16 protein-coding genes are annotated in these 15,174 nt (G+C 69.1%); 9 read left to right on the top strand and 7 right to left on the bottom strand.

The genetic code is table 11. The features are described 5' to 3' along the window. The first annotated feature begins 19 nt into the window (after window positions 1-19). The 5 genes from INT51_RS00675 to INT51_RS00655 all read left to right on the top strand — a co-directional run bounded on the left by INT51_RS00675 (window position 20) and on the right by INT51_RS00655 (window position 5,456). Entirely contained in the window at window positions 20-1,069 is a 1,050-nt protein-coding gene (locus INT51_RS00675; protein ID WP_193103272.1) for a LacI family DNA-binding transcriptional regulator, read from the top strand. Window positions 1,070-1,123: 54 nt separating this feature from the next. Continuing rightward, window positions 1,124-2,353 carry an extracellular solute-binding protein gene (locus INT51_RS00670; RefSeq protein WP_193103271.1) on the top strand — a complete coding sequence of 410 codons (1,230 nt, stop codon included), beginning with the start codon at window positions 1,124-1,126 and terminating at the stop codon, window positions 2,351-2,353. Window positions 2,354-2,428: 75 nt separating this feature from the next. Beyond that, window positions 2,429-3,571 (top strand): ABC transporter ATP-binding protein, encoded by a 1,143-nt coding sequence (locus tag INT51_RS00665; protein WP_193103270.1) that lies wholly within the window; start codon window positions 2,429-2,431, stop codon window positions 3,569-3,571. After that, window positions 3,568-4,500 (top strand): ABC transporter permease, encoded by a 933-nt coding sequence (locus INT51_RS00660; RefSeq protein WP_193103269.1) that lies wholly within the window; start codon window positions 3,568-3,570, stop codon window positions 4,498-4,500. Before INT51_RS00665 ends, INT51_RS00660 begins: the two co-directional genes overlap by 4 nt. Then, the gene (locus tag INT51_RS00655; RefSeq protein WP_193103268.1) at window positions 4,500-5,456 is read left to right on the top strand and encodes an ABC transporter permease; all 957 of its coding nucleotides are present in this window, start codon (window positions 4,500-4,502) and stop codon (window positions 5,454-5,456) included. Before INT51_RS00660 ends, INT51_RS00655 begins: the two co-directional genes overlap by 1 nt. 226 nt (window positions 5,457-5,682) lie before the next feature. On the opposite strand, the gene INT51_RS00650 is transcribed toward INT51_RS00655, so the two are convergent. The 3 genes from INT51_RS00650 to INT51_RS00640 all read right to left on the bottom strand — a co-directional run bounded on the left by INT51_RS00650 (window position 5,683) and on the right by INT51_RS00640 (window position 9,128). Next, on the bottom strand, window positions 5,683-7,257 hold the full coding sequence (locus INT51_RS00650; protein ID WP_193103267.1) for an alkaline phosphatase: 1,575 nt from the start codon (window positions 7,255-7,257) through the stop codon (window positions 5,683-5,685). Window positions 7,258-7,924: 667 nt separating this feature from the next. Beyond that, on the bottom strand, window positions 7,925-8,365 hold the full coding sequence (gene arfB, locus INT51_RS00645) for an alternative ribosome rescue aminoacyl-tRNA hydrolase ArfB (protein ID WP_193103266.1): 441 nt from the start codon (window positions 8,363-8,365) through the stop codon (window positions 7,925-7,927). 169 nt (window positions 8,366-8,534) lie between these two features. Then, a complete protein-coding gene (locus tag INT51_RS00640; protein ID WP_193103265.1) occupies window positions 8,535-9,128 on the bottom strand; it encodes a TetR/AcrR family transcriptional regulator in 594 nt (197 codons plus the stop codon). A 102-nt stretch (window positions 9,129-9,230) separates the two neighbouring features. On the opposite strand from INT51_RS00640, the gene INT51_RS00635 reads away from it, so the two are divergent. Then, window positions 9,231-9,761, top strand: coding sequence for a hypothetical protein (locus INT51_RS00635; protein WP_226831796.1), 531 nt, complete (start codon window positions 9,231-9,233; stop codon window positions 9,759-9,761). 25 nt (window positions 9,762-9,786) lie between these two features. Here the strand turns inward: INT51_RS00635 and INT51_RS00630 are convergent, their stop codons facing one another. After that, a complete protein-coding gene (locus tag INT51_RS00630) occupies window positions 9,787-10,362 on the bottom strand; it encodes a 1-acyl-sn-glycerol-3-phosphate acyltransferase (protein ID WP_193103264.1) in 576 nt (191 codons plus the stop codon). Window positions 10,363-10,496: 134 nt separating this feature from the next. On the opposite strand from INT51_RS00630, the gene INT51_RS00625 reads away from it, so the two are divergent. Next, window positions 10,497-10,811, top strand: coding sequence for a 4a-hydroxytetrahydrobiopterin dehydratase (locus INT51_RS00625; protein ID WP_193103263.1), 315 nt, complete (start codon window positions 10,497-10,499; stop codon window positions 10,809-10,811). A 26-nt stretch (window positions 10,812-10,837) separates the two neighbouring features. On the opposite strand, the gene INT51_RS00620 is transcribed toward INT51_RS00625, so the two are convergent. Continuing rightward, window positions 10,838-11,203 (bottom strand): hypothetical protein, encoded by a 366-nt coding sequence (locus tag INT51_RS00620; RefSeq protein ID WP_193103262.1) that lies wholly within the window; start codon window positions 11,201-11,203, stop codon window positions 10,838-10,840. Between the two features lie 227 nt (window positions 11,204-11,430). On the opposite strand from INT51_RS00620, the gene INT51_RS00615 reads away from it, so the two are divergent. Both INT51_RS00615 and INT51_RS00610 read left to right on the top strand, forming a co-directional pair. Beyond that, on the top strand, window positions 11,431-13,098 hold the full coding sequence (locus tag INT51_RS00615; protein ID WP_193103261.1) for an ABC-F family ATP-binding cassette domain-containing protein: 1,668 nt from the start codon (window positions 11,431-11,433) through the stop codon (window positions 13,096-13,098). Beyond that, the gene (locus INT51_RS00610) at window positions 13,098-13,940 is read left to right on the top strand and encodes an aminoglycoside 3'-phosphotransferase (RefSeq protein WP_193103260.1); all 843 of its coding nucleotides are present in this window, start codon (window positions 13,098-13,100) and stop codon (window positions 13,938-13,940) included. Before INT51_RS00615 ends, INT51_RS00610 begins: the two co-directional genes overlap by 1 nt. Before the next feature lie 8 nt (window positions 13,941-13,948). On the opposite strand, the gene INT51_RS00605 is transcribed toward INT51_RS00610, so the two are convergent. Beyond that, window positions 13,949-14,173, bottom strand: a complete 225-nt coding sequence (locus tag INT51_RS00605) for a hypothetical protein (RefSeq protein WP_193103259.1) — start codon at window positions 14,171-14,173, stop codon at window positions 13,949-13,951. Window positions 14,174-14,264: 91 nt separating this feature from the next. Beyond that, on the bottom strand, window positions 14,265-15,170 hold the full coding sequence (locus INT51_RS00600) for a phosphotransferase (RefSeq protein WP_193103258.1): 906 nt from the start codon (window positions 15,168-15,170) through the stop codon (window positions 14,265-14,267). Window positions 15,171-15,174 lie beyond the last annotated feature (4 nt).

Raw genomic sequence — 15,174 nt, 5'->3', positions numbered from 1 at the left:
AGCATGGAGGTGACGAAGCATGGCCAACCCCACCATCCGTGAGGTCGCCGCCGTGGCGAAGGTGTCGATCTCGACCGTCTCCCGCGCGCTGTCGAAGCCGGAACTCGTCGCCGCCGACACCCGTGAGCATGTGCAGGCCGTCGCCCGGGAGCTCGGATACCGTCCCGCGTTCGTCGATTCGGCACCGGCTACTCGTCCCGGGATGATCGCGCTGGTAGTCCCTGACCTCGAGAACCCCTTCTTCGGCCTGATCGCCAAGGGCGTCCAGGCGCGGGCCCGCTCCGTCGGTCTCCTCGTCGTCGTCAGTGACATCGAGGAGGACACGATGATCGAGCGAGCGATGCTCGACACCGTCTCCGCGGGCGTGGACGGGCTGATCCTCTGTTCGCCCCGCGGCACGGACGAGACGATTCTCGACGTTTCGGGTCGCGTGCCCACGGTCGTCGCGAACCGTCAGGTCACTGGCCTTCCCTCCGTGCTGTTCGACGAGGAGCGGGGCATGAGCTCCTCGCTCCGCCATCTCGTCGCGCTCGGCCATCGGCGCATCGGCTACGCGGGCGGTCCGCTCGTGTCCTGGACGCACCATCGACGTGCCGAGGCCGTGCAGCACTTCGCCGAGCGGGAGGGCGGTGTCGAGCTGATCGATCTCGGATCGTTCCAGCCGTATCTCAGCGGAGGTCATGGCGCCGCAGATCAGGCGATCGCCAGCGGCGTCACGGCGGTCGCCGCCTTCAATGATCTGCTGGCCCTGGGCATCCTCGATCGTCTTGCCCAGCGCGGGGTGAGGGTGCCGACCGACATGAGTGTCTCTGGGATCGACAACGTCGCGGCGGCCACGTACGTCCGCCCGCATCTGACGACTGTCGACGTCTCCCGGGTGCGCATGGGCCGCACCGCGGTCGATCTGCTGCTGGGGGCCATGCGCTTCGAGGCGCCCCCAGCGCCCCAGATCCTTCCGGCCGAGCTGATCGTCCGCGACTCGACCGCTGTCGCGCCGACGCGATCTGAGACGCCGCTTGCGTCCCCCGGCCCGCCTTCGTTCGTCGCCCCGCCCACCCCCGGGGCCTGACCCAGCCACTCCCTGCACATCGCAGTACAGGGACATCACCAGGAGGAACACGACATGCGCACCACCTCGCACCGCACTATCACCCGACGTACCGCGAGCGTCGGCCTCGCCGCCGTCGGCGCGGCCGGCCTCGCGGCCTGCAGCGCACCGGGATCCGGTGGGGGATCCGAGGATGAGGCCCCCGCCGAGGACGTCCCCGAGGCCCCGGCCGAAGCTGTCGCGCTGACGATCTTCGACGTCGCCGGAGCTCAGAAGGAGCTCGGCCCCATGATCGAGAAGTGGGCGAAGGACAACCCGGAGATCATCTCCGGCGTGAGCTTCGAATCCGGGGACGCGCCGTCGCTCGTCGGTCAGATCAAGCCCCAGGTGGACAGCGGCCGCCTCGAGGTCGACCTCGTCCTGACCGGCAACGACGGACTGTCCGCCGGGATCGGCTCGGAGCTGTGGATTCCCCTGATCGAGTCCTACGGCGACCGGCTCGGGAACCAGGAGAACTACCTCGAGGCAGCAGCCGCGATGCAGGAGCTCGCCTCCGGATACGGCGTCGTCCTCTCGTACTACCCTTCCGGCCCCCTTCTGCAGTACAACCCTGAGAAGGTCGACGAGGTGCCCACCACCCCGGAGGAGCTGCTGGCCTGGGCCGAAGAGCACCCCGGCGAGTTCGGCTACGCCCGACCGGCGAACTCCGGTCCGGGGCGGACGTTCCTGATGGGCCTGCCCTACATGCTCGGCGACAGCGACCCCAAGGACCCCGAGAACGGTTGGGAGAAGACCTGGGAGTTCCTCATCGAGCTGGGCACGCACATCGACACCTACCCCAGCGGCACCGGCCAGGTCATCTCCAACATGGCTGACGGCACCTGGACCATGATTCCGACGACGACCGGCTGGGACATCAACCCGCGCGCCACCGGCCAGCTGCCCGCCGAGTTCGAGGCCGCTGCTTTCGAGGAGTTCACCTGGGTGACCGATGCCCATTACGCCGTGGTGCCCACCGGGCAGAGCCCCGACAAGCTCTCCGCCATCCTCGCCCTCCTCGACGGCATCCTCGCCCCGGAGTACAACGCCATGGCCTACGACGAGGGGTACTTCTACCCCGGGCCGGCCGTCGAGGGCGCGACCCTCGACCTCGCTCCCGAGTCCAGCCAGGAGGTCGTCGAGGAGTTCGGACGCGACTGGTACGACGAGCTCATCGAGTCAGCGCCGCAGGAGACGCCGCTGGACCCGGACAAGATGGTCGCGGCCTTCGACCGCTGGGATCGCGAGGTCGGCAGCCAGGGCTGACCGGGCCGATGGGACCGACGGAGCCGACGGAGCTTCCGGTGACGAGATGACCAGAACACAGAGAGGCACGACGAGATGACGACGACGTCAGCCGAAGACTTCGACACGATCCGCATCGAGAACCTCGGCAGGCGGTTCGGCGGCACCACGGCGCTGCAGGGCTTCGACCTCACGGTTGAGCGCGGGGAGTTCATCGCCCTGCTCGGGCCCTCGGGCTGCGGCAAGTCGACCGCCCTGAACTGCCTGGCGGGACTGCTGCCGCTGACCGACGGGCAGATCTACGTCGGCGAGCAGCGGGTCGACGTGCTTCCGCCCGAGAAGCGCGACTTCGGGATGGTGTTCCAGAGCTACGCCCTGTTCCCCCACCTCACGGTCGCGAAGAACGTGGCGTTCGGTCTGCAGATGCGGGGAGTCTCGCGCCGCGAGACCACCCGGCGCGTCGACGACGCGCTGCGCCTGGTGCGGCTCGAGGACCAGGCCGGCAAGCTGCCCGGCCAGCTCTCGGGCGGGCAGCAGCAGCGGGTGGCGATCGCCCGCGCGATCGTCATCGAACCGCGCGTCGTGCTGATGGACGAGCCGCTGTCGAACCTCGATGCGAAGCTGCGGCTGGAGATGCGCACCGAGATTCGACGTCTGCACCAGACCCTGGGGCTCACCACCATCTACGTCACTCACGACCAGGAGGAGGCGCTGTCCCTGGCCGACCGGCTGGTGGTGCTGCGCGCGGGGAGGGTCCAGCAGATCGGCACGCCGCAACAGCTGCACGACAATCCCGCCAACTGGCACGTCGCCGACTTCATGGGATACCGCAACCTGATCGATGCCACGGTGGCGGGGGAACCCGATGGGCAGGGGCGGGTGCGGATCGAAGCCGACGACCTGTCGCTGCTGGGAGCCGCCGTGAACCCCGTGATGCCGGGTGACCGGGTGCGGATCGCGGTGCGACCCTCCGACCTCGTCGTGCACACGGCGGCACTGGCGGCGACCTCTCCGGTCAACACCCTCGAGGCCCAGGTCGAGATCGTCGAGTACCAGGGCCGGGAGTACTCCGTCGAGGTCAGGACGAGCGCCGGGAGAGTGCTGCACGTGCGCGCAGACCTGGCCCCCGAGGTCGGGGCCACTGTCCTGCTGTCGGTGGATCCTTCCCGTGCGCTCGTCTATCAGGATGATCTCGACGGGATTCCGGCCGTGGATCCCGCCGCGGTGGTGACGGCATGACCACCGCGACGGCGCGGACGAAGCCGCCCCGGGGCAGTGCGAGCCTGAGACATCGCCTGGCCGACCGGGGGATCGACTCCCAGCTGCTGTTCCTGGTTCCGGCCATCGTGTTCATCCTGGCACTGTTCGTCTACCCCTTCGCCTACGGGTTCGGACTCACGCTGCAGCCCTCCGAAGAGACCGTCGACCGCTGGGGAGGCGGGATCCTCGCGAACTACGTGCGGTTCTTCGGGGACGCCTTCACCTTCGAATCCGTGTGGCTGACGGCGCGGCTGGCGATCCCCGCAGCCCTGTTCAACGTGCTGGCTGCCATCCCACTGGCGATCAAGCTCAAGCATCGGTTCCGAGGCAAGCGCCTGATCTCGACACTGCTGGTCCTGCCGATCACGTTGGGCACCGTGCTGACCGCACAGGGGCTGCTGATCTTCGCCGGACGTCAGGGCTGGCTGAACCAGGCTCTGCTGAACCTCGGGATCATCGATCAGCCGCTCGAGCTGGTGCACAACTACATCGGTGTGCTGCTGTCGCTGATCATCTCGGGGTTCCCCTTCGCGTTCCTGCTGATCTCCTCCTACCTCTCAGGGATCGACCCGTCGCTGGACCGGGCGGCGCGCTCGTTGGGAGCCGGTTGGGGGCAGAGATTCTTCCGCATCACCCTCCCGCTGCTGGCCCCGGGGTTGGCGACGACGTTCATCCTCACGTTCGTGCTCGCGTTCAGCGTGTTCCCCTCGGCCACTCTGGTCGGTGATCCCAGCGGATCCACGCGTGTGCTCGCCGTGGTCGCGTACCGCTTCTTCGGCGAGCAGTTCGACTATCCGATGGCCTCGACCGTGGCGATCATGATGGGCCTGGCGGAGCTCGTCGTCGTCGCGATCGTGCTGTTGGGACGTTCATTCCTCTACAAAGGCTCGACCGGAGGCAAAGGCTGATGACGACGCAGAACGTGGACCGCAGATCGCAGGAGGGCGCCCCGGGCGCCACCGACTCCGGGCCGCTGAGCCTCCCCGATCCTCCGGTGAAGAATCCCGGAGCCGACAGGAGTCCCGGCGACAAAGCTCTCTCCGCCCAGCCCAGCACGTGGGTCGCCTGGGCAGGGGTCGCCGCCTTCCTGGTGCTGCTGATGGGGATCCTCGTCAGCGTCGTCACCGACTCCTTCGGGCGCGCCTGGTACGCGCAGTGGCTGCCGACGGAGTTCACCGCGAGCTGGTACGCCGAGGCGTGGACCCGCTTCGAGCTCGGCCACGTCATTCTGGTGACGCTGGTCGTCGCGATCTCCGTGGTCGCCCTCTCGATCCTCATCGGCGTGCCCGCCTCCTACGCGCTCGCCCGCCGGCAGTTCCCGTTCAAACGAGCGGTGACCGCGCTGTTCCTGCTCCCGGTGATCATCCCGCCGATCACCTTCGGCATCCCGCTGGCCACCGTGATGTACAACTTCGGGCTTGGGCGCACGGTGCTGGCCGTGATCCTGGTGAATCTGGTGCCGTCGGTGCCGTTCGTCATCATCACGATGACCCCGTTCATCGAACAGATCAATCCTGCGATCGAGAACGCCGCCAGGATGAGCGGGGCGCGGATGCGGCACGTCTTCCTGCGCATCCTGGGCCCGATCCTGGTGCCCGGCATCCTCGCCGCCGCGATCCTGGTCCTCGTGCGAACCGTCGGGATGTTCGAGCTCACGTACCTGGTCTCCGGCCCGGGCACCGACACCCTCGTGGTCTCCATCTTCCGGGCGATGACCTCGGCGGGCGGCTCCGAGCCCAGGCCCCTGGTCTCCGCGATGGCCTTCCTGTACACGGCGATGATGCTGGTGACGCTGATCATCGCGCTGCGGTTCGTGAACCCGACGCAGCTGGTGGCGCGAGTGCGGGACGGCGACGACGAGTGATGTCCTGTCCCGGGTGAGGATCATGAGGGGGATCCGGTGAAGTCTCTGGCGGCCTCGGGCGGAATCAGCGCGCCGAGCATCGAGCAGGCTCTCGTGGAGCTGACCCGACCCGGCGGTGACGCCGTGGGTCGCGAGAACGAGGGCGTCCTCGAGGACGCCCCGAACGCGGCGCGCGCCGGGACCGCCCGGAGGGGCGAACCCGGCGCGCGCCTCGAAGCGGCCCCGCTCAGACGGCGTTCGCGCCGGGAACGCCCGACTCGATCACGAACGAGGCGTCCGTGGTCAGCGGCGAACCCTTCTGCGTCACGTAGTCGAGGGTATGGAAGTCGGCACGGTACTCCTCCGGAGTGACCTCGCAGGTGACATATCCGCGCCGATTCTGGCGGTAATGCATGTACGGCATGTCGCTCTGCCAGGCGGCAACCTGCTCGTCGGAGTAGGAGGCGCCGTCGCCGTTCGAGGTCACCGAGGTGGCGACCACCTCGCTGCCCAGAATCAGCGAGGCGTCGTCCTCGAAGTCCCGGCGGAGGTCGTTCATGTAGTGGTTGTGGACGTCCCCCGTGAGCACCACGAAATTCTCGATCTGCCGCTCTGCGACGAGACCGAGGATCCTGTCCCGCGAGGCCTGGTACCCGTCCCAGCCGTCGTTGTAGGAACCCGGACCATTGGGGTTGTAGTCCATGTTCGCGAAGAAGATCTGCTGGGGGACGATGTTCCAGGCGGCCCGGGATTCCAGGAGGTTCTTCTCGAACCAGGCGTGCTGCTCCTCGCCGAGCATGTCGGTCTCCCACTGATCGGGACCGTTGATGTCGCTGCGGTCGCCGTAGGGCTGGTCGTCGCGGTACTGGCGGCTGTCGAGCACGCTGAAACGCGCCAGGTCCCCGTAGTCGAAGGAGCGGTACAGGGGAAGGTTCGTGTCGACCGGCTTGCGGAAGCGACGCAGTGGCATGTGCTCCCAGTAGGCGCGGTACGCGGCGGTGCGACGCTCGGCGAAGGACTCCGTGCTCTGGTTGCCCTGGGCCGGGTCGGAGTTCTCCGGGCTGAGGTCGGCGTAGTTGTTGTCGACCTCGTGGTCGTCCCAGGTGACGATCCACGGTGCCGCGGCGTGCGCCGCCTGCAGATCGACATCGGTCTTCTGATGGGCGTGGCGCTGACGGTACTCATCGAGGGTATTCATCTCATTGCCCTCGTGCGAGCGCACCTCACCCATCGCTCCGGCCGCGTACTCGTACAGGTAGTCGCCGAGGCAGAACACCACGTCGAGGTCCTCCTTCGCCATGTGCTCGTACGCGGTGAAGTAGCCGACCTCGAAACTGGCGCAGGAGGTGATGCCGAAGGAGATCGGGGAGAGGGATCCTGCGGCGGGGGCGGTGCGGGTGCGGCCGACGGGGGAGATCTCCTTGCCCACGCGGAAGCGGTACCAGTATTCGCGGTGCGGTTCGAGCCCCTTCACCTCGACGTGCAGAGTGTGGGCTTCGTCGGCGAGAGCAGTCTCGGTTCCGCGCTGGGCGATGGTCCTGAAGCCGGCGTCGGTGGCGAGCTCCCACCGCACCGGAACGTTCCGGGTGGGCATGCCGCCGTTGTACTCGAGCGGGCTCGGGGCGAGGCGGGTCCACAGCACCACGGAGTCGGGCAGCGGATCACCGGATGCGACACCGAGCGTGAACGGGTCGACGATCCTGCCGCCGCGAGGGGAGGGGTCCGCCAAGGCGGCCGACGGCACGAGAAGACCGCCGCCGACGATCGCACTGCCCTGGAGGAGGTGGCGTCGAGTGGGGTGGGAGGGGACAGCGAAAGGCACGGAATTCTCCTGGCGAGTGGACGAGGGAAGGGGAGATGCCGGGGTCGCATCTCCGGTCACCCTAAGAGCTAATTCACAGGAGATTCACAGATTTGATCATGGCCAGTTCGTGAACGTTTCACGACGTGATTCCCGAGATGTTCAGCCGGTGTTCGCAGGAGGGTCGGCGAGGCAGGGCCGTGCGCGCAGACGTGCTCGGGGCACGCGCGGGACAGGTGTGAAGACCGCGCCGCGACGACCCTGGCCTGGGGTCGGAGGTCCGGAGGAGGCGGATTCTCTCGCCGGGCTTCCACGGCGGATCTCGGGCGCGCGGCCCGTCATGTGCACTGAGGAGAAAGTGAGGAGAGTGATCCACGACAGCGGTCATCAAGAATCAAGGAGGGGGCGTCGAGAAAGTCTTCGAGGACCTGCGAGGAACACTCTGGAGAAACCGGAATACTGCGACACCGGACGTGATGTGCGACCCGGCCACCGCCGCAGCGGTGCCATCGCCACGGGGCGCCTATCGAGCCCATCCTGCTCACTCCGCGTGCTCCGCTCGCCGTGCTCGGATCGCTTCCAGCGCTGAGTGCGCTCGCCGCGAGCACTTCGCTCGACGCGGGCGGGTCCCCGCGACCGGTCAGTCAGGGCGCGGTCGCCTGCATCCGCTCATGATTGGTCTCGCCGCTCAGTCGACGCCGGGGCGCCGCCGGTTCTGCTTGGTCTCTGCGCGCTGGCGCTTACCGGCCAGCCGCCGACGCTGCGAACCCTTGGTGGGCTTGGTGCGCCGGCGCACCACCGGGGGAGTCACAGCTTCTCGCAGGATCGCCGCGAGTCGCTCCCGGGCTGCGATCCGGTTGCGACGCTGGGAGCGATGCTCCTCGGCGCTGATCGTGAGCACGGTGCCCGAGAGCTTCGCGCTGAGGTGGGTCAGGACGCGCTCACGCTGGTCATCGTCCAAGGCGGTCGTCGTGGCCAGGTCGAGACCGAGCTGTACCCGGGAATCGGTGGTGTTCACGCCCTGGCCGCCGGGGCCGGACGCGTGGGAGAACTGCTCGACGAGCTCCGCCGCCGGCACCCGGAGGCCGAGGGGCGCGCCAGGGCCCGAGGGCACGTGCAGGTCGTCCATACGACGAGTGTGCCGCACCGTCGAGGCGGATGCTGCAGGCGGCACCGGGCGCACGCGGCCACGGCGTGGTCACTGCTGCCGCACAGGGTATCGAGCACGAAGAGCGCGCAGGGAGCCACGTTCGGTCCCAGCGATCGGCATTGCTGCAGCCCGGCTGGGACCGACAGGGTCACGAGTCCTGCGCCCTCGGGGCGTCGGTGGTGAGCGGCGGCCGATGCAGGATGATGTCCGCCGCTCGGGAGAGAACCTGCTGCCGCGTGCGACCCCCGTGGTCCGCGGCGAGGAGATGGGAGCCGATCGCTGCGGTGAACGCCAGCAGGCTGCGCGCCTCGATCTCGTCGGGATCGTCGCAGAAACTCCCCATGGTCTCCCGCAGCAGGTCCATCCGCCGGTCGTCGACCCGGCGCAGCCTGTCGGCGGCCCGCTGGTCCCGGCGGGACCAGTCACGAATCGCGAGGTCCAGCGGCAGCAGTCGCTCGTCGGAGAAGGTCAGCATCCCGGCCCGCTGTGCACGGGTCCTCGGGTCCCCGCCATCGCGTTCGACGGCGGCGAGAACCTCGTCGACCGCTTCACGCTCCCAGGTGTCCAACATGGCTTCCAGCAAGGCGTTCCGATCACGGAAGCAGCCGTAGAACCCGCCCTTGGTGACCCCGAGCCGCTTGGCCATCGCCTCGATGCGTACGGAGTCGGGGCCCCCTGCGGCCAATGCCGCGAGCCCTTCCTCGATCCACCGATCACGCGGCGTGAGCGTTCTGCCGGCCATGCATCACTCCTATCGACAATCATCCGCACACCATCTATACGGCATCGTACATATGGTGCTACGGTCGATCTATACGCACCCGTACATGGGGAGGTTGCAGACATGGGCAGCAGTACTGCCGCGGGTCCGCACGTCGAACGTGCCGTCGGGATGGCCGCAGTCGGGCCGTCCGTGCTCGCCCGTGCCGGGCTGACGCGCGTCGACTACGCCGACTACTTCGCGATCGGCCATGTCGGCGGTGCCACCGTGACGCCGGAGCGGTGGAGCCGTGCGATGTTCGGCGACCTCCCGAACGTCGGCGAGCGGTTCATCTGGCAGGGTCTCCTGCAGCTGCGCCTGGCCCCCGGGCGCTCGCGCGCCACCGTCGCGGGGTGGCGCATCGGCGCGCGGGGCGAGGATTGGATCCGGCTCGAGGCCGATTCCTGGGCCCTTGCCGCGAACCTGATCGTGCGCGACGACGGCTCGACGGTCTCGCTGGCAACCCTGATCCGCTACGACCGCCGGTTCGCAGCAGCGGCCTGGGGCGTGCTGTCCGCCGTGCACCGCCGGCTGACGCCGGGAATCCTCCGGGACGCAGCGATCGCTGTGACGGGCTCGAGCGCCGACCGGCCCCGCCGCCGTTCAGCGCCCTGAGCGTGACCGCGAGGGCGCCCGGTGCTCAGTCCTCGTTGTCCTCCTCGCGGAGCCGGGGCTCGACGCGCTGGTCGGGGTTGTGGCCTGACTTGTCCGCGTAGAAGGCACGGATACGGTCCATGTCGCCCGCGACATCCCCGGTCAGCGCGAAGGTCGGACCGAGCCCGGTGGTCATCGTCGTGCGATCGACGAATCCGAGGGTCACGGGCATCCCGGTCGCGCGGGCGATGCGATAAAAACCGGACTTCCAGTGCGTGTTCCCGTTGCGGGTGCCATCGGGAGTGACGACCAGGCTGAAGACCTCGCCCGCGTGCACACGCCGCACCACGTCATCGACGACGCTGCGAGGATCCGCACGATCGACGGGAATCCCTCCGATCGCGCGCATGAGGGGGCCTCGCCAGCTGGTGAACAGGCTGCTCTTCCCCAACCAGCGCAGGTGGATGCCCTGGCTCCAGGAGATGGCGAGCATGAACGCGAAATCCCAGTTCGAGGTGTGCGGGGCGCCCAGGAGAATGGTGGGCCGGTCCGGCATCGGCTGGACGGTCAGCGTCCACCGGCTCACCCTCCAGAACGCACGGGCAATGAGGCGTCGGATCATGCGGTCAATCTATGACACCTCCGCCCAGACCGCGTACTCGGACGGGAGGCCCTGCACTCTCCTGCCCGGCCTCTGTGCCCGCATGCTGCTCACCAGGGGTGGACCAGGGCTGCTTCCGGAGGCACGATGGACCCATGGCAGATCCGAAGCAGAAGCTGTCCCCGTCCGAGATCAGTGACGCCGCGCTCGCCGATTGGCGCCGCGTCGATGACACGCTTGCGGCCCGTTTCGCCACCGGAGATTTCGCGACCGGCCTGGATCTCGTGAACAGGATCGGCGCGGCGGCTGAGGCCGCTGGGCACCACCCGGACATCATGTTGACCTACCCGGCTGTCGAGATCACGTTGTCCAGTCACGACGTCGGTGGGGTCACCCGTCGCGACATCGCCCTGGCACGGACGATCAGCGACCGCGCGGCCGAGCTCGGCGCGTCGGCCGAATCCGCGTGAGACCTGGCGATCACCGCCGGGGACTGTCACGACGCCGGGTCGGCGCCTCCCGGCTGGGCCTGGACGAGAACGGTCGCGTCGTTCGCGCGTCCGCTGGACCCGTCCAGTTGATCGATCACGGTCCGGACTATCTCGTCGCGGGAGCCCGGCTCATGGATGATCGGCTCGGGCCGCGCGGGAACGCCGACGACCCACTGCGTCGCCGCCCCCTCGAACGTCTTGGCGACCACGATGAATCCGCCGTCGGAGCTCGGGATCCGCAGTAGCGGCCGCACCTCGTCGAGGACCATCGTGTGTGCGAGCCCGGGACGCGCCGCGATCAGGGCGCGCTGAATCCGATCGCGCTCGAGCCAATCGGCGAACGCGTCGGTCATGTCACGGGAGAAGTGCATGGGGTCTCCTTCAGGAGAGCGAGGGTCCTGCGCCAGACGGACGTCGAGACGCTGCAGGGAGGGGCAGCGGTGCGAGACGCACGGTCGGTCCGGTCTGCACGATCAGAGAATGCACCAGAGCCCCGACGAACGATCAACACCTGTCCGATACATGCTCTTATCGCGACATCTTCGCGCCGGACCGGCGGCGATGACCTCGACTCCTGGGTCGGTGGGAGAATCGCCCGATGACCGCAACTCTCGTCGCCCACGGCCTGGCCGGCGGGTACGGCCACCGCACCCTCTTCGACGGGCTCGACCTGACCGTCGCGCCCGGTGACGTCGTCGGGGTCGTGGGTGCGAACGGCGCCGGGAAGTCCACCCTGCTGCGGATGCTGGCCGGTGTCGAGGAGCCGCAGGCGGGCACCGTCTCCCTGTCGCCGGCCGATGCCTTCGTGGGCTGGCTGCCCCAGGAGCAGGAGCGGATCCTCGGGGAGTCCATCGCCGGGTACATCGCCCGCCGCACCGGCTGCGCCCGGGCGACGAGGGACATGGACGCCGCAGCCGCGGCTCTCGGAGACCCGGCGCCGACGGGCTCCGGCGCCGGTGACCCGGCCGATATCTACTCCGCGGCCCTGGACCGCTGGCTCGCCAGCGGCGCCGCCGACCTCGAGGAGCGCATCCCCCTCGTGCTCGCCGAGCTCGGACTCGAACTGGACCGCAGCGACGTCGAGCAGACCCCGATGGCCTCGCTCTCCGGCGGCCAGGCCGCGCGCGTGGGCCTGGCGGCGCTGCTCCTGTCGCGCTTCGACATCGTGCTGCTGGACGAACCCACCAACGATCTCGACCTCGACGGCCTCGAACGGCTCGAGTCCTTCGTGCGCGGACTGCGCGGCGCGGTGGTGCTGGTCAGCCACGACCGCGAGTTCCTCTCCCGCTGCGTCACCCGCGTCCTCGAGCTCGATCTCGCCCAGCACAGCAATCGCGTCTACGGCGGCGGTTACGACGCGTACCTGGAGGAGCGGGCCACGCAGCGCCGTCAGCAGCGCGAGAAGTACGAGGAGTTCGCCACCACGAAGGCCGACCTCGTCTCCCGGGCTCGCACGCAACGGGAATGGTCGAGTCTGGGCGTGCGCAATGCGATGAAGAAGGCTCCGGACAACGACAAGATCCGGCGCAGGGCCTCGACCGAGTCCAGTGAGAAGCAGGCCCAGAAGGTGCGCCAGATGGAAAGCCGGATCGCACGGCTCGACGAGGTCGAGGAACCGCGCAAGGAGTGGCAGCTCGCGTTCACCATCGGCTCCGCGCCCCGATCAGGCACCGTCGTCTCCACCCTCAGCGGGGCTGTGATGCGGCAGGGGTCGTTCGCTCTGGGTCCAGTGTCGTTGCAGGTCAACGCGGGAGAGCGGATCGGGATCACCGGTCCCAACGGCGCCGGCAAGTCAACCCTCCTGCGAGCGCTGCTGGGCCGCCAGCGACCCGACGGCGGCAGAGCGACTCTCGGGGCGAGCGTGCAGATCGGGGAGATCGACCAGGCCCGGTCCCTGCTGACCGGAACCGCCCCGCTGACAGCGGTGCTCGAGGCGCAGATCCCGGAGATGACCCCGGCCGAGGTGCGCACGCTGCTGGCGAAGTTCGGTCTCCGTGCCGAGCACGTGGGCCGCCCGGTGGATGAGCTGTCACCGGGGGAGCGGACCCGCGCCGGGCTCGCGCTGCTCCAGGCGCGGGGCGTGAACCTCCTCGTCCTGGACGAGCCGACGAACCATCTGGACCTGCCGGCCATCGAGCAGCTGGAGCAGGCCCTGGAGAACTACGACGGCACGCTGCTGCTGGTGACCCACGACCGGAGGATGCTCGAGACGGTGCGCACCGATCGACGATGGCGGGTGGAGGCCGGGCAGGTGAGCGAACAGTGATGTTCTCGCAGGATCAGCGGCCGCTGCGAGCCGCCTCGTCCGGGGCCGAGCCGGTGCTGTGGCGACCGCGGGAAGACGAGTGGGAGGTCGTGGCGCGCGGCGAGTCGGGAGCGGTGGTCCGGCGCTGCGTCGACGGGAGTCGATACGCGAAGCAGGTGGGGCCGAGCGACGTCGCCGAGCTCGAGGCCGAGCGTGACCGCCTCCTCTGGCTCCGGGACGCCGGGGTCGCGGTCCCGCAGGTCCTCGAGTGGAACCTCGCGCCGGACGGGGGGCGGGTACTCGTCTCGTCCACCCTGCGCGGCGTCCCCGCAGATACGCTGGACGGACGCGATCTCCGGGCGGCCTGGTCGTCGATCGTCCGAGCAGTGCGGCAGCTCCACGACGTGGACGGGGGATCGTGCCCGTTCCCGGCCGGGGTCCAGCAGCGCTTCGCCCTGGCGGAGGACGTCGTCGCCCGCGATGCCGTCATCGTCGAGTTCCTCCCCGCGGACCAGCAGGGAACCCGCCCGCAACAGCTCCTGGACACGCTTCGCACGCGCCGCGACCGTCTCATCGCGCTCGAGGCCGGCTCCGCGGTGATGACCCACGGCGACCTCACGCTCGCCAACATCATGATCGATCCCGAGCAGCTCTCGGTGACCGGGTTCCTCGACGTCGGCCGCGCGGGCATCGCCGACCGCCACGTCGACCTCGCCCTGCTCGTGGAGACCGCTCGCGAGACGTGGGCGACCGCTGAGGACGCCCGGGAAGCCGGCGCTCTGCTCGAGGAGGCTCTCGGCATCACCCTCGACCCCGAACGACTGCGGGACTACCTGCATCTGGACCCGTTGACCTGGGGGTGAGGGAGCGCTCACCGTCCGCGACGGTTGCGTGGGTGGTCCTTCGCGGTGCGTTCATTGCCGTGCTTGTAGTTCCCGGTCCAGCGCGCCATCGTGAGCTGCGGATCCGCGCCGACCTCCTCGAGGAACTCCGCGGCGCGCCGGCCGCGCAGGATCGTGGCGACCTGGCCGTGATGGGTGATCACGACGTCGCCGTTGTCACGGACCTCATGGTCGAAACCCTGTGCCTGTCCCATGTCGGCAGAATGCCGGAGCGTCGAGGCGAGGTCAACGGGATTGTGCACGGCAGGCCCCATCACGGGACACCGATCGCGGCCTGTGGCAAGGTCATGGCGTTGCCGGGAACTCGCCGCGCTCCAGAAGGCGCGAGAGCTCCGTCTCCCGGCGAAGTCCATCGAGCTCCCAGCGATCGGGCTGTCTGCCGCGGCGCAGGTGGAAGGCCGACAGGGTGAGCAGCAGCGCCCACCAGTCGACCAGCAGCATCCGCCATTCGTGGTCCGTGAACGGGTCGAGCCGGTGCACGGCGAGCGCCAGGTCGTCGTAGCGGCACCTCCAGCTCGTGGTCATCTCCGTGACTCGTCGGTCGACCGTGGCCAGCTCGAGGTCGATCACCCCGGTCAGGCGCTCCCCGTCCCACAGCAGGTTGCGGCCCACGAGATCCCCGTGCACCAGGACGCGTCGGGACGCAGTCCAGTCGACGGCGTCGGCGATCGCGCTCGCCTGATCGAATCGTCGCAGCAGCCAGGAGCGGTCCTCGGCGTCGGAGCAGGTGCCCAGCAGTGCGGGGACATCTGCGTCGACGAGGACCGCCAGGGTGTCGAAGGCGCCCGGGCGCGGACCAAGACGTTCCAGCGGGAACGCCGTGGCGTGCCATGCGGTGAGGATCCGGGCCTGCGTGGCGGCGGGGACGGGGCGGTGGCGGCCGGGCAGGAACTGCTCCAGGGTCCACCAGCTCCCCGCGTGGGCGATCGGGTCGCCGTGGGGGCGAGCGGTCGGCCATCCCTCGCCGGCGGCGACCTCGCGCAGCTCCGCCTGCCAGGCGACATTCCGGCCGAGCTCGCTCTGCCCGACCTCGGACAGATCGAGATACCGGCGCAGCAGGAGGTCCTGCCCGGGGCCCTGCGCCCGCCAGCTCTCGGTGCTCCGGGCCGGGACCGTCGACGTGAGGGTCAGTCCGAGTCCCCTCGCCAGCTCCCCGGCCACACTGCCGTTCGTGTCGTCCGCTCCGCTCATCCCG

This window comes from Brachybacterium sp. FME24, from assembly GCF_014897705.1.
Classification (GTDB): Bacteria; Actinomycetota; Actinomycetes; order Actinomycetales; family Dermabacteraceae; genus Brachybacterium.
The sequence above is the reverse complement of the archived record's forward strand: the minus strand, read 5'-3'. Positions and strand labels throughout refer to the sequence as shown.